This is a genomic window from Micromonospora sp. WMMD1219, from assembly GCF_049315215.1.
GTDB lineage: Bacteria > Actinomycetota > Actinomycetes > Mycobacteriales > Micromonosporaceae > Micromonospora > Micromonospora tulbaghiae.
In genome coordinates this window covers 616,883-641,655 of record NZ_CP186057.1, presented here as the reverse complement: position 1 = coordinate 641,655, position 24,773 = coordinate 616,883, and the positions used below count along the sequence as shown (strand labels likewise).

The 24,773-nt window shown below is 73.6% G+C and carries 24 protein-coding genes and 1 tRNA gene; 16 read left to right on the top strand and 9 right to left on the bottom strand.

Annotation, left to right across the window (positions count from 1 at the left end; translation table 11 throughout):
• Nucleotides 1-35: 35 nt before the first annotated feature.
• The 10 genes from ACN27C_RS03000 to ACN27C_RS02955 all read left to right on the top strand — a co-directional run bounded on the left by ACN27C_RS03000 (nucleotide 36) and on the right by ACN27C_RS02955 (nucleotide 8,772).
• Nucleotides 36-368: a PadR family transcriptional regulator gene (locus ACN27C_RS03000; protein WP_041798804.1), complete on the top strand. Its 333-nt coding sequence runs from the start codon at nucleotides 36-38 to the stop codon at nucleotides 366-368.
• Complete coding sequence (locus tag ACN27C_RS02995) at nucleotides 365-1,312, top strand: HAAS signaling domain-containing protein (RefSeq protein WP_422750388.1); 948 nt, start codon at nucleotides 365-367, stop codon at nucleotides 1,310-1,312. Before ACN27C_RS03000 ends, ACN27C_RS02995 begins: the two co-directional genes overlap by 4 nt.
• Before the next feature lie 235 nt (nucleotides 1,313-1,547).
• Nucleotides 1,548-2,234 (top strand): dienelactone hydrolase family protein, encoded by a 687-nt coding sequence (locus ACN27C_RS02990; protein ID WP_422750387.1) that lies wholly within the window; start codon nucleotides 1,548-1,550, stop codon nucleotides 2,232-2,234.
• 19 nt (nucleotides 2,235-2,253) lie between these two features.
• Nucleotides 2,254-2,967, top strand: coding sequence for a uracil-DNA glycosylase (locus ACN27C_RS02985; protein ID WP_422751567.1), 714 nt, complete (start codon nucleotides 2,254-2,256; stop codon nucleotides 2,965-2,967).
• A gap of 20 nt (nucleotides 2,968-2,987) precedes the next feature.
• Nucleotides 2,988-3,719: a DUF4129 domain-containing protein gene (locus tag ACN27C_RS02980; RefSeq protein ID WP_422750386.1), complete on the top strand. Its 732-nt coding sequence runs from the start codon at nucleotides 2,988-2,990 to the stop codon at nucleotides 3,717-3,719.
• Entirely contained in the window at nucleotides 3,716-4,300 is a 585-nt protein-coding gene (locus tag ACN27C_RS02975; RefSeq protein ID WP_422750385.1) for a hypothetical protein, read from the top strand. Before ACN27C_RS02980 ends, ACN27C_RS02975 begins: the two co-directional genes overlap by 4 nt.
• Nucleotides 4,300-5,298 carry an AAA family ATPase gene (locus ACN27C_RS02970; protein ID WP_422750384.1) on the top strand — a complete coding sequence of 333 codons (999 nt, stop codon included), beginning with the start codon at nucleotides 4,300-4,302 and terminating at the stop codon, nucleotides 5,296-5,298. The genes ACN27C_RS02975 and ACN27C_RS02970 overlap by 1 nt, the downstream gene beginning before the upstream one ends.
• Nucleotides 5,298-6,659, top strand: coding sequence for a DUF58 domain-containing protein (locus tag ACN27C_RS02965; RefSeq protein ID WP_421499732.1), 1,362 nt, complete (start codon nucleotides 5,298-5,300; stop codon nucleotides 6,657-6,659). Before ACN27C_RS02970 ends, ACN27C_RS02965 begins: the two co-directional genes overlap by 1 nt.
• A gap of 114 nt (nucleotides 6,660-6,773) precedes the next feature.
• Entirely contained in the window at nucleotides 6,774-7,337 is a 564-nt protein-coding gene (locus ACN27C_RS02960) for a hypothetical protein (protein WP_422750383.1), read from the top strand.
• 103 nt (nucleotides 7,338-7,440) lie between these two features.
• The gene (locus ACN27C_RS02955) at nucleotides 7,441-8,772 is read left to right on the top strand and encodes an NAD(P)/FAD-dependent oxidoreductase (RefSeq protein ID WP_047891391.1); all 1,332 of its coding nucleotides are present in this window, start codon (nucleotides 7,441-7,443) and stop codon (nucleotides 8,770-8,772) included.
• 58 nt (nucleotides 8,773-8,830) lie between these two features.
• Here the strand turns inward: ACN27C_RS02955 and ACN27C_RS02950 are convergent, their stop codons facing one another.
• Nucleotides 8,831-10,660, bottom strand: a complete 1,830-nt coding sequence (locus ACN27C_RS02950; protein ID WP_422750382.1) for a hypothetical protein — start codon at nucleotides 10,658-10,660, stop codon at nucleotides 8,831-8,833.
• Nucleotides 10,661-10,750: 90 nt separating this feature from the next.
• On the opposite strand from ACN27C_RS02950, the gene ACN27C_RS02945 reads away from it, so the two are divergent.
• From ACN27C_RS02945 to ACN27C_RS02930, 4 genes are all read left to right on the top strand, one after another.
• Nucleotides 10,751-10,831: transfer RNA gene (locus ACN27C_RS02945), tRNA-Leu, on the top strand.
• A gap of 110 nt (nucleotides 10,832-10,941) precedes the next feature.
• Nucleotides 10,942-11,799: a Bax inhibitor-1/YccA family protein gene (locus ACN27C_RS02940; protein ID WP_120571589.1), complete on the top strand. Its 858-nt coding sequence runs from the start codon at nucleotides 10,942-10,944 to the stop codon at nucleotides 11,797-11,799.
• 125 nt (nucleotides 11,800-11,924) lie between these two features.
• Nucleotides 11,925-12,683, top strand: a complete 759-nt coding sequence (locus tag ACN27C_RS02935; RefSeq protein ID WP_422750381.1) for a Bax inhibitor-1/YccA family protein — start codon at nucleotides 11,925-11,927, stop codon at nucleotides 12,681-12,683.
• Nucleotides 12,684-12,734: 51 nt separating this feature from the next.
• Nucleotides 12,735-13,055 carry a hypothetical protein gene (locus ACN27C_RS02930; protein ID WP_393378304.1) on the top strand — a complete coding sequence of 107 codons (321 nt, stop codon included), beginning with the start codon at nucleotides 12,735-12,737 and terminating at the stop codon, nucleotides 13,053-13,055.
• Between the two features lie 102 nt (nucleotides 13,056-13,157).
• Here the strand turns inward: ACN27C_RS02930 and ACN27C_RS02925 are convergent, their stop codons facing one another.
• From ACN27C_RS02925 to ACN27C_RS02910, 4 genes are all read right to left on the bottom strand, one after another.
• Nucleotides 13,158-14,642, bottom strand: a complete 1,485-nt coding sequence (locus ACN27C_RS02925; protein ID WP_422750380.1) for a CHAD domain-containing protein — start codon at nucleotides 14,640-14,642, stop codon at nucleotides 13,158-13,160.
• 40 nt (nucleotides 14,643-14,682) lie between these two features.
• Nucleotides 14,683-15,945 (bottom strand): acetyl-CoA C-acetyltransferase, encoded by a 1,263-nt coding sequence (locus ACN27C_RS02920; RefSeq protein ID WP_422750379.1) that lies wholly within the window; start codon nucleotides 15,943-15,945, stop codon nucleotides 14,683-14,685.
• 58 nt (nucleotides 15,946-16,003) lie between these two features.
• Nucleotides 16,004-16,816, bottom strand: a complete 813-nt coding sequence (locus ACN27C_RS02915; protein ID WP_422750378.1) for an SGNH/GDSL hydrolase family protein — start codon at nucleotides 16,814-16,816, stop codon at nucleotides 16,004-16,006.
• Nucleotides 16,817-16,927: 111 nt separating this feature from the next.
• The gene (locus ACN27C_RS02910; protein ID WP_422750377.1) at nucleotides 16,928-17,974 is read right to left on the bottom strand and encodes an SGNH/GDSL hydrolase family protein; all 1,047 of its coding nucleotides are present in this window, start codon (nucleotides 17,972-17,974) and stop codon (nucleotides 16,928-16,930) included.
• A 140-nt stretch (nucleotides 17,975-18,114) separates the two neighbouring features.
• Here ACN27C_RS02910 and ACN27C_RS02905 point away from each other — a divergent pair, with 140 nt between their 5' ends.
• Together ACN27C_RS02905 and ACN27C_RS02900 are read left to right on the top strand one after the other, a co-directional pair.
• Nucleotides 18,115-18,471: a YkvA family protein gene (locus tag ACN27C_RS02905; RefSeq protein WP_120571584.1), complete on the top strand. Its 357-nt coding sequence runs from the start codon at nucleotides 18,115-18,117 to the stop codon at nucleotides 18,469-18,471.
• Nucleotides 18,472-18,549: 78 nt separating this feature from the next.
• Entirely contained in the window at nucleotides 18,550-19,920 is a 1,371-nt protein-coding gene (locus ACN27C_RS02900; protein ID WP_422750376.1) for a cystathionine beta-synthase, read from the top strand.
• Between the two features lie 89 nt (nucleotides 19,921-20,009).
• Here the strand turns inward: ACN27C_RS02900 and ACN27C_RS02895 are convergent, their stop codons facing one another.
• The 4 genes from ACN27C_RS02895 to ngg form a co-directional block, all read right to left on the bottom strand.
• The gene (locus tag ACN27C_RS02895) at nucleotides 20,010-20,519 is read right to left on the bottom strand and encodes a GNAT family N-acetyltransferase (RefSeq protein WP_396781943.1); all 510 of its coding nucleotides are present in this window, start codon (nucleotides 20,517-20,519) and stop codon (nucleotides 20,010-20,012) included.
• Nucleotides 20,516-21,445: a ribonuclease Z gene (locus ACN27C_RS02890; RefSeq protein WP_422750375.1), complete on the bottom strand. Its 930-nt coding sequence runs from the start codon at nucleotides 21,443-21,445 to the stop codon at nucleotides 20,516-20,518. The genes ACN27C_RS02895 and ACN27C_RS02890 overlap by 4 nt, the downstream gene beginning before the upstream one ends.
• Before the next feature lie 306 nt (nucleotides 21,446-21,751).
• Nucleotides 21,752-22,936 (bottom strand): osmoprotectant NAGGN system M42 family peptidase, encoded by a 1,185-nt coding sequence (locus tag ACN27C_RS02885; protein ID WP_422750374.1) that lies wholly within the window; start codon nucleotides 22,934-22,936, stop codon nucleotides 21,752-21,754.
• Entirely contained in the window at nucleotides 22,933-24,771 is a 1,839-nt protein-coding gene (ngg, locus tag ACN27C_RS02880; RefSeq protein ID WP_120571579.1) for an N-acetylglutaminylglutamine synthetase, read from the bottom strand. The genes ACN27C_RS02885 and ngg overlap by 4 nt, the downstream gene beginning before the upstream one ends.
• Between the last annotated feature and the right edge of the window lie 2 nt (nucleotides 24,772-24,773).

The following is a 24,773-nucleotide window of genomic DNA, read 5'->3' as shown; positions in this document are numbered from 1 at the left end:
GACGGTAGTGCGCAATGCGCACTAGTGTGCTGAGCGTGGATACCACGCAGCTCCTCAAGGGCGTGCTCGACCTGGCGGTGCTCGCCGTGCTCAAGGACGAGGACGGATACGGCTACGACATCCTGCGGCGGCTGCGCGAGGCCGGCCTCACCGAGGTCGGCGACGCCTCGGTCTACGGCACGCTGCGCCGGCTGTTCGCCGCAGGCCTGCTCACCACGTACGTGGTGCCGAGCGAGTCCGGGCCGCACCGCAAGTACTACTCGCTGAACACCGCCGGGCGCGACCAGCTCACCCGCTCCGGCAAGACCTGGCGCTCGTTCGCCACCACCATGGACGCACTGCTCGACGATCGGGGGATGGCGGCATGACCGTCACGGGGCAGGAGATCACGGACTACGTCGACCGGGTGCGGGCCGCGCTCGCCGACCTGCCGCCGGAGGTCCGCGACGAGTTGACCGAGGAACTGCCGGAACACCTCGCGGAGGTCGCCGCCGAGGGCGACGGCACGCTGGTCGACCGGCTGGGCGCCCCCGAGGCGTACGCCGCCGAGCTGCGCGCCGTCGCCGGTGCCCAGCCGAGCCGGCGGCCGGCGCGTTTCCACCGCCTCGCCGAGGCCCGGCGGGAGGCGGCCACCCAGCTGCGTCTGCTCGACCGCCAGCTCGGCCCGGTGCTCGGGCACGAGACGGTGAGCGACTTCCTGCGTCCACTGCGCCCGGCCTGGTGGCTGGTGCGCGGATGGCTGGCCGCGCTGATCGTGGCGTGGATGGTGGACGGCCGGTCCGGCCTGGTGCCCCGGCTGGACGGCAACAGCTCGATGGGGCTGCTGCTGCTCATCGGCGCGGTCGTCGCGTCCCTGTGGTGGGGTCGCCGCTCCGCCGGGATCAGCGGATGGCGGCGGCAACTGCACCAGATCGGCACCGCCGCGCTGCTGCTGTTCTCCTTCGCTGTGCTGGCCCAGGTGGACGAGCGCGCCGACACCGACAGCTACGGCAGTTACGAGCAGACGTCGGTGGACCACCGGTACGACCGGATCGAGGACGTCTTCGTCTACGACCAGCAGGGGCGGCTGGTCCGCGACGCGCGGCTCTTCGACCAGAACGGCGTGCCGATCACGCTCGGCTGGCCGAGCTGCATGGCTGACACGGGCGCGGTGCCGGAGATGCGTAACACCTACCCGTACTGCCCGGAGCTGGCCCCGTTCGGCTCGCCGGTCTCGCCGTCGATCGCCCCGCCCGCACCCGCGCCCACCGGCAGCGCCACCCCCACCGCGCCCACCACCAGCGCTTCCCCGGAACCCACGTCAACCCCCTGAGCGCGCTCGACCCGCGAGATCTTGGAAGGAAACGGCCCTCATAGGGGCCGGAATCTTCCAAGATCTCGCCGGGTTGCGGTGCGGGGCGTCCGCCACTGGTCTGTGAGGTCTACAGGAGGTGAATGCCACTGTTGTTCCGTCTTCCCCGGGCCGCTGACCGCGTGGCACGCTACCGGCACATAACAGCCAACTGTGCGACCAGCCAATGATGACTGACCGCAAGGAGGACGGGCCCATGGGCGAGATGGTGAGCTTCACCGGCAACGGGGGGACGAGCGAGGGGTATCTCGCGATACCCTCCGGCGGTGCGGCGAGCCCGGCGGTCATCGTCATCCAGGACTGGTGGGGTCTCGTACCCCACGTACGGGCCGTGGTCGACCGCTTCGCGGAGGCCGGCTTCGTCGCGCTCGCGCCCGACTTCCGGCACGGCGGACCGGCCGTGAAGCCGACCGAGCCGCGGCTGATGCTCAACAGCTCCCAGATGGACGAGGCGGCGAGCGACATCGCCGCTGCCGCCGAATACCTGGCGAGCCGGCCCGAGGTCACCGGCAAGGTGGGCTGCGCCGGGTTCTGCGCGGGTGCCAGCCTGGCCCTGTGGTCGGGCACGTTCTCCGAGCGCATCGTGGCCACCGCCGGCTTCTACCCGCGCCTGCCCTGGGAGGGCATGGCCACCGACTGGGCCGACTACGCGGGGAAGGCCGCGCTCATCCACTGCTCCGAGGCCGACGGCCTGTCCGCCGCCGACGGGGTGCAGAGCGTCCGCCGGTCCATCGAGTCCGCCGGTGGCACCTGCCAGACGTTCGACTACCCGGGCACCGCGCACGCGTTCTTCAACGAGGACCGGCCCGAGCACTTCGACCAGCGGGCCGCCGCGACCGCCTGGGCCCGCACGCTGGAACTGTTCCGGGCGAAGCTTGGCTGAGTCGCGTACCCCGCAGGACGTGGTCGCCCGCGCCGCGCGGGCGGCCGACCTGGCCGACCTCGACGACGCGGTCAGCGACTGTTTCGCCTGCCCGCGCCTGGTGGCGTGGCGGGAGGAGGTCGCCCGGGTCAAGCGGGCGGCCTTCCGCGACCAGGACTACTGGGGACGGCCGGTGCCCGGCCTCGGTCCGCAGGACGCGCGCATCGCGATCCTCGGCCTGGCGCCGGCGGCGCACGGCGGTAATCGCACCGGACGGATCTTCACCGGGGACCGGTCCGGTGACGTCCTGTTCGCCGCGCTGCACCGCGCCGGGCTGGCGAACCAGCCGACGAGCGTCTCCGCGGACGACGGCCTGACGCTGCGCGACACCCGCATCTTCGCGGCCGTGCGGTGCGCGCCGCCGGACAACAAACCCACCCCGGCCGAGCGGGACACCTGCGCGCCGTGGCTGCACCGCGAGGTCGAGTTGATCCGGCCCACGCTGCGCGTCGTGGTCGCGCTGGGCGCGTTCGCGTGGGCCGCGTGGTGGCCGGTGCTACGCCAGGTGTACGGGCAGCGACCGCCCACGCCGCGACCGGCGTTCGGTCATGGGGCACACTGGTCCGGCGAGTCCGTGCCGGACCTGCTGGGCTGCTACCACGTCAGCCAGCAGAACACGTTCACCGGACGGCTCACACCGGCGATGCTGGACGACGTGTTCACCCGGGCGAAGGACCTGGCCGGGGTGGACTGAGGAACACCTGGGGCGGTGGGATGGATTTCGGCGTACTGCGCAGGTGGTGGCCGGTCGCCGCGGTGACGGTGCTGCTCGCGCTCGCCGCGTTAACCGCCGGTCACTCCGCCATCGGGGCCAGCCGGATCCCGCCCGCCGCCGACACCATCCCGTACGTGCCGGAGTACCCGTCGCCCGAGGCGGTGCCGTCGTACCCGGTGGAACCCCGCGACGTGGGTGAACCCACGTCGGGCGGTGTGCCCGACTGGCTGGCCACCGCCGCCGTGGCGTTGCTGCTCGCGGCGGTGCTGGGCGCCGTCGGGTACGTCCTGTGGAACGTGCTCCGGGGCGCGCTGCGGCGGACGACTCGCGCGGTGCCGGTGCGGCGCACCAGGCGTACCGCCGAGGGGACCGCCCGCGAGGTGGTGGCCGCGCTCGACGCCGGACTCGTCGAACTGGACGACCGCTCCACCGATCCGCGGACCGCTGTGATCGCCTGCTGGGTACGCCTGGAGGAGGCCGCCGAGGACGCGGGCGTGCCCCGGCACACCGGCGACACCCCGACCGACCTGGTCGCCCGGTTGCTGCGGGGTGACCCGGAGGCCGGCATCCCGGCGATCGCCAGCGCCGACGTGCTCGACGGTTTCGCGCACGTCTACCGGGAGGCCCGGTACGCCACGCACCCGGTCGACGAGCGCACCCGGGACCAGGCCCGCGCCGCGTTGCGGCGGCTGCGCGGCGAGCTGACCAGCCTTGCGGGGGAGGCGTCGTGAGCACCAGCATCGACGACCTGCTCTCGTTCGGCGAGGAGCCGGCCGGGGAGGCCGAGCGTCCGTCCGGTGGCGGCCGGGCCCGCGCGCTGCTGCGGACCGCCGCGGTCACCGCCGCCGTCGTCGTGGTGATCGTGGTCGGGCTGCGCGCGGTCGGCCTGAAGGTGCCGATCTGGATCATCGTGGCCGGGGTTCTCGCCGTGCTCGCCGTACGCCGGGTCACCACCGCGCTGTCGCCCCCGCCGCCGCCCCGCGCCGGTGCCCGGGCGCCCGCCGGTGAGGAGCCCGGCACCTGGAACTGGTCCGCCCGGGACGCGCTGCGCACCGCGATCAACGGCTGGGAGCGCCCGCTGGACTGGTGCGCCGGCAACCGGGAGCGGTTCACCGAGCGCATCCTGCCCCGCCTCGGCGAGCTGGCCGACGAACGGCTGCGCCAGCGCCACGGCGTCACCCGTGAGTCCGACCCGGCCCGTGCCCGAGCCCTGCTGGGCGAACCACTGTGGACGTTCCTCGCCACCCCCGTCCGCCGCCCTCCGTCGCCGCGCGACCTCGCGGCGATCGTCGCCGAACTGGAGAAGATCTGATGAACGACGTGGACCGGAGCATGGCCCCCGCCGAGGTGGGCCGGCTCGCCCGGACCGTCCTGGAGGCGGTCGGCACCGTCGTGGTCGGCAAGCGGGACGCGTTGGAGCTGGTGCTGGCCGGCATCCTCGCCGGTGGTCACGTGCTGCTGGAGGATCTGCCCGGTCTCGGCAAGACGCTCACCGCGCGCTGCTTCGCGCAGGCGCTCGGGCTGGACTTCCGGCGGCTCCAGTTCACCCCGGACCTGCTGCCCGCCGATGTGACCGGCTCGTTCCTCTACGACCAGAGCAGCGGCGACTTCGCCTTCCGGGCCGGGCCCGTGTTCACCAACCTGCTGCTCGCCGACGAGATCAACCGGACGCCGCCGAAGACGCAGTCGGCGCTGCTGGAGGCGATGCAGGAGAAGCAGGTCTCGGTGGAGGGCGTGACCTACCGGCTGGACGAGCCGTTCCACGTGCTCGCCACCGCCAACCCCATCGAGTACGAGGGCACGTACCCGCTGCCGGAGGCGCAGCTCGACCGGTTCCTGCTGCGGGTGTCGTTCGGCTACCCCACCCACGACGAGGAGTGGGACGTGCTGCGCCGCCGGATCGCCCGCCGCCGCGAGGAGGCGGAGATCAAGCCGGTGGTGGACGCCGCCACGCTGCGCGCCATGCAGGCCGCGCTGGAGGACGTGGTGGTCGAGGACTCGGTCGGCCGGTACATCGTGGCGCTCACCGCCGCCACCCGGGAGCACCCGTCGGTGCTGGTCGGCGCGTCCCCGCGCGGCTCGCTGGCGCTGCTGCTGCTGTCCCGGGTACGGGCGGTGCTCGCCAATCGCGACTACGTCGTTCCGGAGGACGTCAAGGCGGTGGCGGCGCCCGCGCTGGCGCACCGGATCACGCTGCGGCCGGAGATGTGGCTGCGCCGGGTCGACCCGTCGTTCGTGGTCGGCGAGGTGCTGGAGTCGACGCCCGCACCCGCCAGCGGCGCGCTGCCCAGCTACGCCGCCGGACACTGATGGACCGGGCCGACGCGGCGAGCGGCTGGGCGCCCACCTGGGCGCTCGGCCGGGCCGTGCTGCTCACCGGCGTGCTGCTCGTCGCCGCCGTCCTGCTCGGCCGCATCGACCTGGTGGTGCTCGCCACACCGTTCGCGCTCGGGACCGCGTACGCGCTGCGCCGCCGCCCCGCCGCGCTGCCCGAGCTGGAACTCGGTGTCGGGGACACCCACCTGGTCGAGGGCGCGCCGCTGGCCGCCACCGTCGCGGTGGCCAACCCCGACCTGATCGGGTACGACCTGGCGGTGGTCCGGACCCGGATGTCGCGCTGGCTCCGGGTGGAGCAGGTCGGCTTCGGCGGCGCCGGGCTGGACGTGAGCCGCTCCGGCGGCGCCGACCGCCCGTTCGTCACCTCCGTACCCCGGGGCAGCGCCGTCGACCTGGAACTGACCGGCACCGCCCTGCGGTGGGGGCGGCACCCGATCGGCCCGGCCGGGGTCCGGGTCGCCGCCGCCGACGGGCTGCTGGTCTCCCGCGCGGTGATCACCGAGCCGATCCGGGCCCGGGTCTATCCGCGTACCGAGCCGTTCGACGCGGTCGAGGCGATGCCCCGCGCCGCCGGGCTGGTCGGCGCGCACCGGTCGCGGCGGCCGGGCGAGGGCGGCGAGCTGGCCGGCGTACGCGTCTTCGCGCCCGGCGACCGGCTGCGCCGGATCGACTGGCGGGTGTCGCTGCGGGCCCGTCAACTGCACGTCGCGGCGACGCTCTCGGACCGGGACGCCGAGGTGGTGGTGCTGCTGGACGTGCTGGCCGAGGCGGGCCGCTCCGGTGGCGTGAACGGGACCGCGTCGGTGCTGGACACCACGGTCCGGGCCGCCGCCGCGATCGCCGAGCACTACCTGCACCGCGGCGACCGGGTGTCGATGCTGGAGTACGGGCCGGCCGCGCGCCGGCTGCGTCCGGCCACCGGGCGGCGGCAGTACCTGACCGTCCTGGAGTGGCTGCTCGACGTGCAGGCCGAGTCGTCCCCGCACGAGCCGTACGACCAGGTCTTCGGCCCGCAGGTGCTCTCCTCCGACGCGCTCGTGGTGGTGCTCACCCCGCTGCTCGACGAGCGGTCCGCGCAGATGCTGGCCCGGCTGGCCCGTGGCGGGCGGTTCGTGGTGGCGGTGGACACGCTGCCGGCCGAGCTGCCGATGCCGAAGGAACGGGGCTGGGCCGAGGTCGCGTACCGGCTGTGGCGGCTGGACCGGGACACGATGATCGGCCAGCTCCGCGAGCACGGGGTGCCGGTGGTGCGCTGGGCCGGCGCCGGCAGCCTCGACGAGGTGCTGCGCGACGTGGCCCGGCTGGCGACCGCCCCGAAGGCAGGGCTTCGGTGAGCGCGAGGAACGCAGCGAAGCGGAGTCCCGCAGTCGCGAACGAAGAGGCAGCCCGGTGAGCGCGAGGAACGCAGCGAAGCGGAGTCCCGCAGTCGCGAACGAAAGGCCAGCCCAGTGACGGACGCCCTGGTGGAGCGGGTGCGGGCGCTGCGGTACGCCGCCGCCCGGGTCAGCCCGCTGCCGCTGCTCGTACGCGGCGGCATCTTCCTCGTCGTGCTGGCGGGCTTCCTGCTCGCGTACCCGGTGCAGGCCCTGACCGCGCGCTCGCTGCTGGCCCTGACGGTGGCCGCGGTGCTGCCGGCGGTCGGGCCGCGCCGGATCTGGCCGACGTTCACCGCGCTCGTGACCGTCGGCGGCTGGCTGCTGGCCACGCTCGGCTTCGACCGGCCACCGGCGCTGTGGCGGCTGCTCGCCGTGGCGACGCTGCTCTACCTGGCGCACTCGCTGTGCGCGCTCGCCGCGCTGCTGCCCTACGACGGGCTGATCGACCCGGACGTGGTGCTGCGGTGGCTGGGCCGCGCGGGTGGCGTGGTGCTCGCCAGTGCCGTGCTCGGCGTGGTGCTGGCGTGGCTCGGGGGAGCGGGCGGTACGGACGGCTCACAGGCCGCGACAGTCGTGGGACTGCTGGTGGCGGTGGGGCTCAGCGCGCTGCTGGGCTGGCTGCTCCGGCGCAGGTGACGCGGCGCTCCGGAGACGTTGCGCAGGTCACACGGGTTGTGCTCCGTCACAGAAGGGGGTCTCGCGCGGGATTACCCGAAGCACCCGGGGAAAGATAGATGACGTGAACCCGAAGCGGATCCTTGTCGTGGGTGCCGGTCACGTGGGCCTGTACGCCGCTCTGCGCCTGTCCAAGAAGCTGAGCAGGCGTGAGGCCGAGGTCATCGTCGTCGACCCGCAGCCGCACATGACGTACCAGCCGTTCCTCCCGGAGGCATCGGCGGGCAACATCTCCCCTCGGCACGCCGTGGTGCCGCTGCGGCGGGAGTTGCGTAAGTGCACCGTGGTGGCGGGCACCGTCACCCGGATCGACCACGACCGCATGACCGCCGTGGTGCAGCCGATCAGTGGCCCGGCCCGGGAGATCCGGTACGACCACGTGGTCGTCGCCCCCGGCTCGGTCTCCCGCACCCTGCCGATCCCCGGCCTGCACGAGAACGGCATCGGGTTCAAGACCATCGGCGAGGCCATCTTCCTGCGCAACCACGTGCTGGACCGGCTCGACGTGGCGGCCTCCACCACCGACCCGGCGGTCCGCAGCCGCGCGCTGACGTTCGTCTTCGTGGGCGGTGGCTACGCCGGCATCGAGGCGCTCGCCGAGATGGAGGACATGGCCCGTGACGCGCTGCGCTACTACCCGGAGCTGAAGCCGGAGGACATGCGCTGGGTGCTCGTCGAGGCGACCCAGCGGGTGCTGCCCGAGGTCGACCGGGACATGGGCGCCTACACGGTGCAGCAGCTGATGAAGCGGGACATGGACATCCGCCTGGACACCCGGCTGGAGTCCTGCGTCGACGGTGTGGTGAAGCTCTCCGACGGCGACAGCTTCCCGTCCGACACCATCGTCTGGACCGCCGGCGTGAAGCCGTCGCCGATGCTCGACGCGACGGACTTCCCGCGTGACGAGCGTCGCCGGGTCACCTGCCGGCCGACGCTGCAGATCGTGGACGGCGACCGGGTGGTCGAGGGCGCGTGGAGCGCCGGCGACTGCGCCGCCGTACCGGACCTCACCAAGGAGCCGGGCAACTTCTGCTCGCCGAGCGCCCAGCACGCGGTGCGGCAGGCGGCGCGGATGGCCGACAACATCGCGAACGTGATCCGCGGGCGCGAGCCGGTCGACTACAAGCACAAGCACGCCGGCAGCGTGGCCAGCCTCGGCCTGCACAAGGGAGTGGCGCAGGTCTACGGCATCAAGATGACCGGCTGGCCGGCCTGGTTCATGCACCGGACGTACCACATGTCGCGGATCCCCTCGTTCAACCGCAAGGTGCGCGTGGTGGTCGACTGGACGCTGGCGTTCTTCCTCAAGCGTGAGGTGGTCGCGCTGGGCCAGCTGCACGACCCGCGCGAGGAGTTCGCCGAGGCGTCCGCCCCGCCGGTCGCCGCGCGCGTCTGACGAAGCCGGACGAAAGGCCCTTCCCGTACGCGGGAGGGGCCTTTCGCCGTGAACGAGGTCAGAACCGCCAGGTCCAGGCGTCGGCGAGCCGTACCCCCGGCCGCCCGTAGAGCTGCTCCAGGGTCCGGCGCAGCATCTCCGCGTGCGGCGTGTCGTCGGTCACCGCGACGCACGACGCGTGCCAGAACTCGACGTCCCGGGCGGCCTGGCGGCGTTGCCGGTCACCGACCGCCGGCGCCACGCCGCGGCGGGCCACGTCGGCGAGCAGTGCCGAGGTGGGCCGCTGCCAGGTGCCCATGGTGGCCGAGCCGTCCGGGCCGTACGGGCCGATGAAGAAGCCCTCCGGCATGGCGAAGGCGACACCGGTGGCGGTGGCCCAGCGCATCGGCCAGGGATCCTGCGGGGTGGCGGTGGGCACCGGCACCAGCACCCCACCGGGGCGTACGCACTGCCGCCAGTGGCCGCCGGTGACGAACTCGGGCAGCGGCGGCCGGTCCATCGTGGGCAGCGGGGTGGGGAAGATGCTGAGCAGCGCCGCGCCGACCGCGAACGGGACCACCCGGCGGGCCCGGCCGGGTTCGCCGAGCGCCCGGTGCACGGCGAGCGTGAGCACGGTGCCGGCGAGCGGCAGCACCGCCAGCGCGAAACGCATCGGCAGCGCGCCGTCCACTACCGGCAGCCCGGCCAGCAGCGCGTACGGGCCGGGGATCCCGGTCCGCTCACCACCGGCCACCACCTCCGGGCCGAGCGCGAGCGCGGCCATGGCCAGCGCGGCGGCCACGAGCGCCACCACCGGGGCGCGCCGGCCCAGCCAGACCGCGCAGCCCATGGCGACCAGCAGCAGCGGCCAGCCCAGGAACGTGGTGAACTCGGCCGGGCCGGTGGTGAGCCGCACCGCCTCCGGGTTGCCGAACACCGACAGCGCGGAGAGGCGGGTCCAGGCGATCAGGTCGGCGGAGAAGTAGGCGGGCGGGAACATCCCGTGGGCGACGCCCTGCGGGCCGGCGAACTGCACCCACAGCGGGTACGCCAGCACCGGCAGCGCCAGCCCGGCGGCGGCGAGCAGCCCACGGGCGAAGCCGGAACCGGCCCGGCGCAGCAGGTCCCGGTCGGCCAGCCCGTACGCGACGGCGGTCACCGCCAGGGTGAGCGCGGCGAGGAACAGCACCTCCTCGCCGACGAAGACCTGCACGGTGACGACCGCGGCGAGCCCGGCCGCGGAGGTGGCCGTCCGGCGGCGGTCCGGGCCGTCCGGGCGACCGGCCGGATCGGCGGCGCGCAGCAGCCGGACCACGAGCCACACCAGCACCGGGACCAGCCACTGCGCGGTCATGTGCAGGTGGCCGTTGCTCTGCGAGACCATGCCCGGCCCGAAGCCGCACAGCGCCGCACCGAGTGCGGCCGCGAGCCGGCGGGCCCGCAGGACGCGGGTGAACAGCAGGTACCAGGCGAGCGCCGTACCGGCCGTGTTCGCGGCGACGAGCAGGGCGAACGTCACAGGCGCCCCGAATGCCAGCGTGACCGGGCCGAGCAGCACGCCGAGCGCCACGACCGACGTGTTCGCCATCAGGTTGACCCCGTCCGGCGCGTTCAACCGGCCGGTGACCAGGCTCAGTTCGCCGCGCAGGGCGCGCGCGTCCAGCGCCAGGAACCACTCGTACAGCGTCTGGTCCGCCGGGTTGAGCGCGAGCACCCGCGTGCCCGGCGCCGGCCAGAGGCCGTGGGTGAGCCAGCCGGCGAGCGCGACGAACGCCACCCCGACGAGCAGGTCCGCCCGGTGCCGCCGGACGGCGGCCGTCACCCGCCGCGTGACCGCCGCCGGGCGGGCCGCCCGCGCGTGGTCGGGCGCCCGGGTCGTGCGGGCGGCGCTGGTCACGGCCTCGACCATAACGGCCGCATCCGTCGGGGTACGCCGCGTCGCGGCCGAGCCGCTACGGTGAGATCTGCACCGCCGCGTGTCGACGCGCCGGTGTCACCCGCCCGGGTGGTGGAACGGCAGACACGGCCGCCTTAAAAGCGGCTGCCGCAAGGCGTGCGGGTTCGACCCCCGCCCCGGGCACGTGAACTCTCAGCTTTCCCACAGCTGGCGGTAGCACGCGCGTTTGCGCCCACGTCTACCCTGGAGTAGCACGTCTACGTGCGATCGACCCCCTGAGGGAGGCCTGAGAAGTGAAGACCTCGAACCCGGTGCTCGCCCGGCTCGGCCAGGCGGCAGAGCGTGAGCGGGCGGCCGGGTACGCCCAGCCCGGGCCGTACGGTCAGCCCGGATACCCCCAGCAGTACCCGCAGCAGCAGTACCCCCAGCAGCCCTACGCCCAGCCCTACCCGGGCGGCTACGGCCAGCCGGTGGCCCCGCCCACCGTGACCCCGATGACCCTCGACGACGTGGTCGTCAAGACGGTCCTCATGCTCGCCATCCTCGGCGCCTCGGCCGCGGCGGCCTGGGTGCTCGTGCCGGACTCCCTGGTCGGCGTGGCGTGGATCGGCGCCGCCGTGGTCGGCCTGGTGCTCGGTCTGATCATCTCGTTCTCGCGGATGGCCAACCCGGCGCTCGTCGTGGCCTACTCGATCATCGAGGGCGTCTTCGTCGGCATGGTCAGCAAGGCGTTCGAGTCGCTCTACGACGGCATCGTGCTCCAGGCGGTCGTGGCCACGTTCGGCGTCTTCTTCCTGATGGCGATGATCTACAAGGCGCGGATCATCCGGGCCACGCCGAAGTTCGCCCGGATCATGGTGGCGATCATGGCCGGCCTGTTCGGCGTGATGCTGGTCAACCTGGTGCTGGCGCTGTTCGGCGTCAACACGCACCTGCGTGACGGCAGCCCGCTCGCGATCGGCTTCAGCCTGGTCTGCATCGTGGTGGCGTCGCTGAGCTTCGTGCTCAACTTCGCCGACATCGAGGAGGGGGTCCGGATGGGCCTCCCGCAGCGCTACTCGTGGACCGCCGCCTTCGGCATCGTGGTCGGCCTGGTCTGGCTCTACATCGAGATCCTGCGGCTGCTCAGCTACTTCCAGGGCGACGACTGACATCACGCCCTCCCCGACGACGCCCGCCTGCCGCATCCGCGGCGGCGGGCGTCGCCGTTTCCCCGTCCCCGCCGCGCCGCCCGGGGCAGAGTGGGATCCGGGTACGTGGGCGGGAGGTGGTCACGGTGCGCAGTGCCAACCCGGTGCTGGACCGGCTGGTCGACGTCGGCCGCGCCGAGCGGCAGGTGCTCGGGGTCGGCACCGCCGACACGATGACGGTCGCCGACGTGGTCAGCCGGACCGTGGGGCTGCTGCTGGTCACCGGCGTCACGGCGGCGGTGTCCTGGGTGGTGGTGCCGCAGGCCGCGTGGATCTCCGCCGCGCTCGCCGGAAGCGCGCTGGCCGGCCTGGCCCTGGTGCTCGTCATCTCGCTGAAGCAGATCACCAGCCCGCCGGTCATCGTCGGGTACGCGGTGCTCCAGGGGCTGCTGCTCGGGGTGGCCAGCCGCGCCTTCGAGATGGTCTACCCGGGCATCGTGGCGCAGGCCGTGATCGGCACGTTCGGCGTCTTCCTCGGCATGGCGGTGCTCTACCGGGCCCGGCTGGTACGCGCCACCCCGCGCCTGGCCCGGCTGGTCATCGGCACGCTCGTCGGGATCGTGGCGATCGGCCTGGTCAACCTGTTCGCGTACCTGTTCACCGGGCGGCAGGGGGCGGTCGTCTACAGCCTCAGCGACCGGGTGGGCTGGCTGCCGTACCTGTTCTCGGTGGTGGCGATCATCGCGGGCGCGCTCAGTTTCATCCTCGACTTCGACCTGGTCGAGCGGTCGGCCGCGAATCGGCTGCCCCGCCGCTACGCCTGGTACTGCGCCTTCGGTCTGCTGGTCGGGCTGATCTTCCTGTACTGGCAGATCCTCCGCCTGCTCAGCTACGTGCGCCGCTGACAGTTCCGGCCTGCCGCGCCGGGGCCCGGGGCCGCCGTAGACTCGGCGGCGATGAGCGCAGCGGAACTGGACCGGGCGGTGACCCTGCTGGTCCGACAGGTCGGGCACTGGCAGCAGCCGCGCTGGTCGGCCAAGGCCGACGGCGGCAACGTGTCCCGCGCCGATCTGGTGCACAAGCTGGTCCAGGAGATCGCCAACCTGGCCGCCGACGTGGCCGGTGAGCCGCGCCGCGAGGTGCCCCGCCTCCCCAGTGACCTGGCCTTGCCCGACCAGCTCCGCGTGGTCACCGCCGACCTGACCCTCGCCGCGCCCCCCGACCAGATCCTGGCCACCGCCGCCGAAGCGGTGACCCGAACCCGCGCCGCCCTCTAACCCCCGCCCTGGGCCCGTTGATCATGAGGTTGGCGGCGACAAAACGGGCGCCGATCCCCGTCAACTTCATGATCGACCGGGTGGGGGCCGGGAGAGGGCGGGTCAGGGGTTCAGCCAGCGGCGTGCCTTGCGGTGTCTTGAGCGGTCGCGCGCCCGCAGGACGGCCGGGCGGTCGTGGCCGGCGGCCTCCGCCTGCCTCGCGTGCAGCAGGCCGTAGGTGAACGTGTTCTCGCCGTCGGCGTACGCCTGGAGCGCCTGCCGCCGGAGCACCTCCCGGGTGACCACCGAGTCCTGGTGGGTGCCGAGCAGATCCTGGAGCGCCTTGAACCGCTTCACCAGGCGGCCGGCCCGCTTGCCGGCGGCCGGCTCGCGCACCTCGACCGCGTAGCGGGCGGCCTTGAGCTTCTTGCGTGCCTCGTGCAGCGCGGCGTCCCCGTCCGGCCCGGTGGTGGCGAGCGCCCGGTCCAGCCGGGTGTCGGCGCGGCGTACCGCCTTGCGGACCCGGCGGTCCACCCACCGCCGGCCGACGTCGGCGGGCGGGCCGCCGGCCAGCCGGTCCAGGCGGGTCAGCAGGGCGGGATAACGGTCGGCGTCCAGCGCGGACCGCAGCGCGGTGGTCGCCTCGGCCAGGTCTGCGGCGAACCGTTCGCCGATCCGCGCCGCCACCGGGCCGAGCACCAGCTCGTCCGGCAGCTCGTGCACCGCCTCGGTGAGCCGGGCGGCCATCACCTGGGTGTCGCGGACCCGGCCCAGCTCGCCGCCGAGGCGGCGCAGCTCGGCCCGGACCGCCTCGCTCTCCCGGCGGTCCCACAGGCCCCGGAAGGTACGCAACGTCGCCCGCAACCGGCGGGTCGCCACGCGCATGTCGTGGACCGCGTCCTCGTCCCCCTGGTACGCGGCCGCGTGGTTGCCGACGATCGCGTCCCGCTGCGCCCGGACGTACTCCAGGACCGCGCCCGCCGGGCCGTCCGGTTCCCGATCGTCGAAACGCTCGATCCGGCCGGCGACGGCCCGGTGCGACTTGCTGACCGCCACCTCGCGGGCGCCGGCCTCGCGCAGCCGCTCGCCGAGCGCGTCGAGCAGCCCTTCGTCGCCTTCGACCAGCTCGATCTCGATCTCGTGCCAGGTCCGCGCGGTGCCGTCCACCAGATCCTCGGACCGGACGTCGTCCTCGGCCACCTCGGCCAGCACCCGGCCGTCCGCGTCCAGCAGCCGGTGTTCCCGGCGGCGGTTGACGACCCGGGCCGCCGGGGCGACCGGACGACCGCGCGACGCGGCCCGGATCAGCGCGACCAGCTCGGGCGGCGGGCCGTCGTCGGACGCCCCGGCCGGGAACTGGTGCTCGACCCGGGCGCCACCGACCGCGCCCACCTTGAGATGCCAGCCCGCGTCGTGCCCGCCGGTACGGCGGCGCAGCGCGTGCCCGCTGCGCAGTAGGAGCAGGTCGTCGGTGTCCCAGTAGACGGCGTCCAGATCCGAGACGGTGGCGTCGGACATGGTCACGACGCCACCGCATCCGGTCAGGTCGGGCAGCCGGAAACCCTCGTCGCCGGAGTACTTGCGCTCACGTTCCACGACGGTCGCCATGCGGCCTCCCGTACCCGGCCCGTGCTCCGGCGAACCGGTCTCAGCTCAGTCGTTCGAGCACCATCGCCATGCCCTGGCCGCCACCGACGCACATGGTCTCCAGACCGATGGTCTTGTCGTGCCACTCCAGCGCGTTGAGCAGCGTGCCGGTGATCCGAGCGCCGGTCATGCCGAACGGGTGGCCGACAGCGATCGCGCCACCGGCGACGTTCAGCTTCTCCTCCGGGATGCCGAGCTGCCGGTACGAGGGGATCACCTGGGCGGCGAACGCCTCGTTGATCTCGACCAGGTCGACGTCGTCGATGGTCATGCCGGCGCGCTTGAGCGCCTGCTTCGACGCCTCGACCGGGCCCAGGCCCATGATCTCGGGGGAGAGCCCGGTGACGCCGGTGGAGACGATCCGGGCCAGCGGGGTGAGCCCCAGCTCGGACGCGCGCTCGGCGCTCATGATCACCACGGCGGCGGCGCCGTCGTTGAGCGGGCAGCAGTTGCCCGCGGTGATCCGGCCGTCCGGGCGGAACACCGGCTTCAGGCCGGCCACCGCCTCCAGGGTCACCCCGGCACGGGGACCGTCGTCGGTGCTGACGACGGTGCCGTCCGGCGTGGTGACCGGGGTGATCTCGCGGGCCCAGAAGCCGTCCGCGATCGCCTTCTCGGCGAGGTTCTGGCTGCGGACGCCGAACGCGTCCATGTCCTCGCGGGTCACGTCGTACACCTGGGCCAGGTTCTCCGCGGTCTGCCCCATGGCGAGGTAGATGTCGGGGAACTGCCCGGCCTCGCGCGGGTCGGTCCACACCTCGGCGCCGCCCTGGGCGCGGGCCGCGGAACGCTCCCGGGCCTCGGCGAAGCGGGGGTTCTCCCAGCCGCCGCCGACGAGGGCCTGCGCCTCCGGCGGCAGCGTGTCCGAGTTGCCCCGGGCGTACCGGGACACCATCTCCACACCGGCGGAGATGAACACGTCTCCCTCACCGGCCCGGATCGCGTGCATCGCCATCCGGGTGGTCTGGAGCGAGGACGCGCAGTAGCGGGTCAGCGTGGCGCCGGGCAGGCCGTCGAGGCCCATCAGGGTGGCGACCACCCGGGCCATGTTGAAGCCCTGCTCGCCGCCGGGCAGACCGCACCCGAGGTAGAGGTCGTCGATGGTGGTGGGATCGAGCGCCGGGACCTTGTCGAGGGCGGCCTGGACGATGTTGGCGGCGAGGTCGTCCGGGCGGACCTCGCGGAGGGAACCCTTGAACGCGCGGCCGATGGGGGACCGGGCGGTGGCGACGATGACGGCGTCGCGGGGCGACTCAATCGGCATGAGCCAACGTTAACGCGCGAGTAACATGCCCGGGAAGCCGCGAGGCGGGCGGGAAATGTCACCCCGTGGGCGGCTGCCGGTGGTGCCGGAACGCGACGGCCGCCGCCGCCTCGACCGCGGGGAGCAGGGCGTGCGCCCACACCCGGTAGCCGTCGGCCGACGGGTGGAAGCCGTCGTGGCAGAGCGTCCCCGCGTCCGCGCGGAACACCGGGCCGGTCTCGGTGCCCAGGTCGACGACGGTGCCGCCGGCGTCCAGCACGGCCGCCGTCTGGGCCCGCGCCATCCGCCGCCCGGACCAGCCGAGCACCTGACGCAGCGGCGTGGCGACCGCGCGTACCGCGCCGAGATCCGGACACGTGCCCACGACCACCTCGGCGTGCGCCTCCCGCAGACGGCGTACCGCCGAGCCGAGATAGGCCGCCGCGTCACCGGGCCGGGACATCGCGGTGGCGTCGTTCGCCCCGATCAGCACCACCGCCACGTCCGGCCGCTCGCCCAGCAGCGCGCGGGCCACCTGGGTGGCCAGGTCGGTGGCGCGCGAGCCGGAGACCCCCACGCTCGACAACTGCACCCGGCGGCCGGTCGGCCCCTCGGCGAGCAGGTTGGCGAGTTGACCGCCGATGGTGTCCTCGAACCGGTCGACGCCCACGCCGAGCGCCGACGAGTCACCCAGCAGCACCAGCCGCAACGGCGGCGCGTCCGCACGGCCGACCGTCGCGCGCAGCACCAGACCCAGCTCGGGCTGGGCGTACTCGCGGGTGCGGGCGGCGATGGCCTGGCCGGCGAGGACCGCCGCGCCGCCCACCGTGCCGGCCAGCAGCGACAGGGCCGCCGCCCGGCCCCACCGGGTCACCTCGTTCCGTTCGCTCATGACAGCACTCCGCTTCGCTCCGTGCCGCCATGAGGCACCTTCGCGCTGAGCCGGCCGATTCGCTCGCTGCGCTCGCTCATGACAGCACTCCGCTTCGCTCCGTGCGCTCGCTCATGCCGTTCCCTCCAGCGTTGCCGAGTCGGCGGCGCTGCCGGTCGGGGGCACCGCGCCGACGCCGAAGAAGGCCCGCCGGCGAAGCTGCGCCCACCGCCCGCCCGGCCCGCGGTCGCGACCCCGGAGCTGGGCGCCGCTGACCTCCGTGCCGGCGTGCCGGGCCGCCTGGTGGGCGGCCTCCGGGAGCGACCGTACGCCTTCCACGCCGGGCAGGACAGGCCTGCGTTCCGGGACGGCGCCCAGCGCGGACAGCACGGTGGGCAGCAACGCCGCCGCGGCTATCGCGTACCCCTCGGCGGAGGGGTGGAACCGGTCCCAGGCGAACATCCGCCCGGGGTCGGCGGCGAAGCGCGGCCCGAGCATGTCGCCGAGCGAGACGGCACGGCCGCCGGCCTCGACCACGCCCACCGTCTGCGCGGCGGCGAGCTGGCGGCTCCAGCGTCGGGCCAGCCAGCGCAGCGGCGGCTGGATCGGCCGGATGGTGCCCAGGTCGGGACAGGTGCCGACGACCACCTCACAGCCGGCCGCCCGCAGCGTGCGGACCGCGTCGACCAGATAGCGCACCGCCACCGAGAACGGTGAGCGGTTGGTGACGTCGTTGCCGCCGATCAGGATCACCGCGACGTCCGGCTCGACCTCCAGGGCGGACTCGACCTGGGGCTTCAGCCCGGACGACAGCGCGCCGACCACGGCGAACCGGTGCAGCCGGACCGGTCGGTGCAGGCGGCGGGACAGCCCGGTGGCCAGCAGTGAGCCTGGCGTCTCCCGGCGCCTGTGCACGCCGTACCCGGCCGCCGAGGAGTCGCCCAGGATGACCATGGTGATCGGCGGGCCGGGCAGTCTCGCGCCGTAGACGCCGTCGCAGCGCGGCGGCGGGGCCTGAGCCATCGGGATGGTGCGGCGGGCCTGCCGGGCCTGGCCGAGCAGCACCCCGCCGGTGGCGGCGGTGGCCGCCACCGTGGCACCCGTGCCGATCGCCGCGAGGCGGGCGATCTGCCGGGCGCGCTGCCGGCGGACCGACGCGACGGAACCAGCGTCCCCCATGAACCGACAGTATCGCGCCGGTACGACCACTGCTGTCCTTGATCGGATGGCTGGGTCGTGCCCGGATCGGGTACCGATGGGGGCAGCGGACGCGGGCTTGCCACCGGGCCGCACCATGTCGGGCGGAGAGGGGCGACATCATGGGGAAGACGTTGAAGCGCAGCGCCGCGTTCGCCGCGCTGGCCCGGGCGCTGGCGGCGGGTACGCGGGGCGGACCGTCGCTCGGGGCACGGCTGGCGGCGCTGCCGCGGATGATCCGCGCAACCAGCAGGGGCGAGTACGACGGCGGCCTGCGCCTGGCGCTGATGGCCGGGGCGACGGCGTACATCGTCTCGCCGATCGACCTGCTGCCGGAGATCCCGCTGGCGATCTTCGGGCTGGCCGACGACGCGGTCATGGTCACCTGGCTGGCGGGCAGCGTGCTCGCCGAGACCGAGCGGTTCCTGGAGTGGGAGGCACGTCGCAGCTCCGTCATCCCCGGGCATGTGGTGCCCTGACGGCACGTACGCTGGTCGGCGAACTGAGGGCTGACCGGCCGCCGGAACCGACGGCGGCGCGACGAAGGGCACAACGAGGTGCAGTACTACGACAACGTCGTCGAGCTGATCGGCAACACCCCGCTGGTACGCCTGCGCAACGTCACCGAGGGCATCCAGGCCACCGTGCTGGCGAAGGTGGAGTACGTCAACCCGGGCGGCTCGGTCAAGGACCGGATCGCGCTGCGCATGGTCGAGGACGCCGAGAAGGCGGGCATCCTGCGGCCGGGCGGCACGATCGTGGAGCCGACCAGCGGCAACACGGGCGTCGGGCTGGCCCTGGTGGCCCAGCTCAAGGGCTACCGCTGCGTCTTCGTCTGCCCCGACAAGGTCAGCCAGGACAAGCAGGACGTGCTGCGCGCGTACGGCGCCGAGGTGGTGGTCTGCCCGACCGCCGTCGCGCCGGAGGACCCGCGCTCCTACTACAACGTCTCCGACCGGCTGGCCCGGGAGATCCCCGGCGCGTGGAAGCCCAACCAGTACAGCAACCCGGCCAACCCGCGCTCGCACTACAAGACCACCGGTCCGGAGCTGTGGCGGCAGACCGAGGGGAAGATCACCCACTTCGTCGCGGGCGTCGGCACCGGCGGCACCATCTCCGGCATCGGCCGCTACCTCAAGGAGGCGTCCGAGGGCCGGGTCAAGGTGATCGGCGCGGACCCGGAGGGCTCGGTCTACTCGGGCGGCACCGGCCGGCCGTACCTGGTCGAGGGCGTCGGTGAGGACTTCTGGCCGGAGACGTACGACCGGGGGATCGCCGACGAGATCGTCGAGGTGTCGGACAAGGAGTCCTTCGAGATGACCCGCCGGCTGGCCCGCGAGGAGGGTCTGCTGGTCGGCGGCTCCTGCGGCATGGCCGTGGTGGGCGCGCTGGAGGTGGCCCGCAAGGCCGGCCCGGACGACGTGATCGTGGTGCTGCTGCCGGACGGCGGCCGGGGCTACCTGTCGAAGATCTTCAACGACAAGTGGATGGCCCGGTACGGCTTCCTTGACGACTCGGGCACCGAGCCGACCGTCGCCGACGCGCTCACCGGCAAGCCCGGTGGCCTGCCCGAGCTGGTGCACGTGCACCCGACCGAGACGGTCCGCGACGCCATCGACTACATGCGCGAGTACGGGGTCTCCCAGCTCCCGGTGCTCAAGGCCGAGCCGCCGGTGGTGACCGGTGAGGTGGCCGGCTCGATCGCCGAGAAGGACCTGCTCGACGCGCTGTTCACCGGCCAGGCCCACCTGCACGACACGATCGAGCGGCACATGGGCGAGCCGCTGCCGATGATCGGCGGCGGCCAGCCGGTGAGCGAAGCGGTCGGATTGCTGGAGAAGGCGGACGCGGCGCTGGTGCTGGTCGACGGCAAGCCCAAGGGCGTGCTGACCCGCCAGGACCTGCTGGCCCACCTCGGCGCCCGCTGACCCTGCGGTGTAAGGAAGGGCCCCCTTTTAACACTCGGTGTTAAAAGGGGGCCCTTCCTCTACCGGGGGCGTTAAGAAGGGGCCCTTCCTTACAAGCGGCGGGCGTAGCGGAGCTGGGGGACGAGCACCCGGCCGATGTGCTCGTCCCGCTGCTCACCGGTGGCGGTCCAGCCGCCGCGCTCGTAGAACCCCCGCGCGACGGCGTTGTCCCGCAGCACCCACAGCACCGCGCGCGTCCATCCCCGGGCCCGCATCGCGTCGAGCGCGTCCACCATCAGCGCCCGGCCGGTGCCCCGGCCCCGCTCGGACGGCTCCAGGTGGATCGCGTTGAGCAGCCCGGTCGCCGGGTCGCCCTCGTCGTCCGGCCCGAGATAGCTGAAGCCCACCAGCCGGCCGTCCCGCTCGGCCACCGTCATCCGGTGGTCGGCACCCTCCCAGGTCAGCCGCTCCACCCAGTAACGGCCCATCGCCTCCGGCGTCGGGTCGGCGAGCGCCTCGGGCGGCAGGAACGACGAGTACGCCGCCACCCGTGAGCGCTGGTGCAGGGCGCCGACCGCCATCAGGTCGGCCTCGGTCGCGGAACGTAGGGAGATCGTCACCCGGGCGACGGTACCCGCCGGGGCGGCACCTGCACCGTCTGGAGATCCTCGGCGATCACCAGATCACCGGTGAAGTGCTCCCGGGCCTCGTCGTGGAAGCGGCGCGGGTCGGCGTACCGCTGGGAGAAGTGGGTGAGCACGAGCGTGCGTACCCCCGACTCGGCCGCCACCCGCGCGGCCTGGCCGGCGGTGAGGTGCCCGACCTCGGCGGCGAGCGCCGCCTCCGACTTCAGGAACGTCGACTCGATCACCAGCAGGTCGGCGTGCTCGGCCAGCGCGTACACGCCGTCGCAGAGCCCGGTGTCCATCACGAACGCGAACCGCTGCCCCGGCCGGGTCACGCTCACCTCGTCGCGGGTGACGCGGCGTCCGTCGCGGTCCAGGTGGCCGTCGCGCAGCAGTCGCCCCACGTCCGGGCCGGCGATGCCGTACGCGGCCAGCCGCTCCGGCAGCATCCGGCAGCCGTCCGGCTCCACCAGGCGGTACCCGTACGTCTCGATCGGGTGCCGCAGCCGGCGGGCCTCCAGCGTGCCGACGCCCAGCGTGATCCGCTGCCCGTCGGTGTCGATCGGCTCGACGGAAAGCTCGGCGGTCTCGTAGAAGCTGGAGGCGTGGCGCAGCCGGGCGAAGTACTCGGCGCCGCCGGCCGGGAAGTGCACCGCCACCGGGTGCGGTACGCGGTCCAGCGAGAGCCGCTGGATCGTGCCGGGCAGGCCGAGGCAGTGGTCGCCGTGGAAGTGGGTGACGCAGATCCGGGTCAGGTCGGTGGCGGTGATCCCGGTGTGCAGCATCTGCCGCTGGCTGCCCTCGCCCGGGTCGAAGAGGATCACCTCGTCGTCCCAGCGCAGCAGGTAGCCGTTGTGGTTGCGCTGCCGGGTCGGGGCCTGGCTGGCCGTACCGAGCACCACCAGCTCACGCATGGACACGGCATCCTCCGGAGCGCATAAAGCGACCCCCGGGGCTTCCGCGCTCGCGCGCGGGCCGGCTGGACTGGGCCGGCACCCCGGGGGTCGGGTGGCTGTCGTGGTTTCGCCGCACCGCTGCCACACGGTCTCGACGATCCTGCAGGTGCCCGCCTCGCGGCGGGCGAGTTTTCACTGTCGAGGACAGCGGCTAGCGGACAGCCACCTCACGAGTCCGATTGCTATACAAGTCTGGACCACCTCCTTTCCCGTGTACCGCCACGCTATCCACTTCCCGGCGGCCGCGGCAACGGATTTCGATCACAGGCGTCAGTCCAGGCCGATCGGGCCCTCGCGCGGGCCCTCCTCGTTCGCCGGCTGCACTGCGAGCGACGGGAAGTCAACCAGGTCGCCCTCCGGCTCGGCGTCCCACTCGGGGAAGACCAGCGGGCTCTGCAGGTAGAGGCAGAGCAGTTGGGTGAGCTGGTGCAGGCCGTCGAGGTGGGTGCGCTCGTGGCCGTGCGTGGCGTCCACGCCGAACCCGAGCAGCGCGACCCGGGCGTGCGCCCCGGCCTCGACCGCGGCGGCCACGTCCGAGCGGTAGTAGTCGAACACGTCCCGGACCAGGTCGACGCCGTGCTCCTTGGCGATCGAGGCCAGGTTGCGGGTCAGGTGGTAGTCGAACGGGCCCACCCCGTCGCCCATCGCCAGCGTGGCAGCGGTCTCCCGGGACTGCTGGCCCGGCGCGACCACCGCCGCGTCCACCGAGACGATCTCCGCGACGTCCGGGTCCAGCCCGTGGCTGGCGCCGTGGCCGATCTCCTCGGTGACGGTGACCAGCAAATGCGCGGTGACCGCCGGGGTGACCCCGGCGTCGACCATCGCCTTGAACGCGGTCAGCACCGCCGCCACGCCCGCCTTGTCGTCCAGGTGGCGGGACTTGACGTACCCGTTCGGGGTGATGGTCGGGTTGGGCAGGAACGCCACGAAGTCCCCGGCGTCGATGCCCAGTGCCCGCAGCCCGGCCTCGTCGTGCACCGGCTCGTCCACCCGCACCTCGACCAGCTCCCAGCCGACGCCCTGGAGGTCGACCGCCTCGTTGTAGCGGTGCCCGCTCGCCTTCAGCGGCAGCACCTGGCCGGTGACGACCCGCTCCAGGTCGTCGGTGAAGATCCGCACGTGGGCGCCCTCGGCGAAGCGGGCGCTGTGCGTGCCGATCGGGTTGACCTCCAGCCGGCCGTTCTCCTTGAGCCGCTTCACCATGCCGCCGATGGTGTCGGTGTGCACCACGATCGCCCGGTCGGCGCCGGTCGACCGGGGGCCGGGCAGGCAGGCGCTCAGCGCCCCGCGACGGGTCAGCGTGGAGCTGATCCCGATCGCGGAGAGCCGCTCGCCCACGTACTGCTGGATGTGGTCGGTGCGCCCCGACGGGCTGGGGATCTCCAGCAGCTCCACCAGCACCTGGCGGAGGTAGTCGAGGTCGAGCTTGAGCGGTTGGGGTTTGCGTGCGGTCATGCCCCAGAGCCTGCCGCACCGGCAGGCGACCAGAGTCGCTGCGGTGCCCGGGTACCCGGGAAGAGCAGGTCGACGAAGCGTTCGGCGGTCGGCTGCGGCTCGTGGTTGGCCAGTCCGGGGCGCTCGTTCGCCTCGATGAAGACGTGTTCCGGCTGGTCCGGGGCGGGAACCAGCAGGTCCAGCCCGGTGACCGGGATGTCCAGCGCCCGGCTGGCGGTGACGCACGCCTCGGCAATCGCCGGGTGCAGCTCGGCTGTCACGTCGTGGATCGTGCCGCCGGTGTGCAGGTTGGCCGTCCGGCGGACCGCCAGCACCTCGCCCTCCGGCAGCACGTCGTGCATCCGGTACCCGGCCTCCGCCACCACCTCGCGGGTCATGTCGTCGACCGGGATGCGGGACTCGCCGCCGGTCGCGGCCGCCCGGCGGCGGCTCTGCCGCTCGATCAGCTCGGTGATGTCGTGCACGCCGTCGCCGGTGATCTGCGCCGGGCGGCGTACCGCGGCGGCGACCACCTCGTGGTCGATCACCACGACCCGCAGGTCCTCGCCCGCGCGCAGTTCCTCGATCAGCACGTCCGGGCAGAACCGGCGGGCCAGCTCGACGGCCGCGGTCAGGGCCTCCGGCGTACGCACGCCGACCGTGATGCCGTTGCCCTGCTCGCCGCGCGCCGGCTTGACCACCACCGGACCCACGTCGTTCAGGAACGCCACGTCGTCGGGCTCGCCGGTCGCGGTGCGCCCGCGCGGCACCGACAGCCCCGCCTCGGTGAGGATGCGCCGGGTCACCCGCTTGTCGTCGCAGCGGCTCATCGCCACCGCCGAGGTCAGCTCCGACAGCGACTCGCGGGTGTGGATGGTCCGGCCGCCGGTGGTCAGCTTCAGCTCACCCCAGTGCGGGTCGGTCACCTCCACCCGGATGCCGCGCCGCATCGCCTCGTCCGCGACGATCTTCGCGTACGGGTTCAGCTCGTCGTACCCCTGCGGCATCGCGGGCAGGAACAGGCGCTCGTTGATCGGGTTCTTCCGCTTCACGCAGAGCGTGCCGGTGCGGTGGAAGCCGAGACGCTCGTACAGCCGGATCGCACCCGAGTTCTCGGCCAGCACGGACAGGTCCACGAACGCCCGGCCGCGCCCGTCGAGCCGGTCGGCGAGCGCGGTGAGCAGCGCCTGGCCGGTGCCGGGCGGGGCGGTGTTGAAGTCCACGGTCAGGCACCACAGGCTGGCGCCGTTCTCCGGGTCGCCGAACACCGCGACGTGGTCCACGCCGGTGATGGTGCCGACCACCTCACCGGTGGCGTCCTCGGCCACCAGGTGCAGGAACCGGTCCGTGCCGGCGTTGTCCACCAGCACCTCGACCGGGGCGGTGACCATGCCGTTGCGCGCGTAGATCCGGTTCACCGCCTCGGCGTCGGCGGCGTCACGCAGCGGCCGGACGGTCAGCCCGGGCACCTCGCCGCCCTCGGTGGCGGCGGGCCGCTTCTCACCCAGCGGCAGCCGGTAGGTCAGCGACGGGTCGATGAACAGCTCGTCCGGCAGCCGGGACACCAGCACGTGCGGGTCGCGCAGGTAGATGCAGATGTCCCGGGCGCCGACCGCCTCGGACCGCAGCACGTCGGCCACGTGCACCTGGTCGTCGAACGTCTGCCCGAACACCAGCCGGCCCCAGCCGCAGTCGAGCACCACGCCCGAGGCGTCGGTGGAGGCGGTCTCCGGCTGTCGCGGCTCCGGCGTACCCGGTGCGACCGGGTCACCGCCGGGGCCGATGCGTTCCCGGCGGCGCCCCAGCACCCGTTCCCGGTCGGTACGCGCCGTTCCGGTGGCGAGGGTGTCGGTCACGG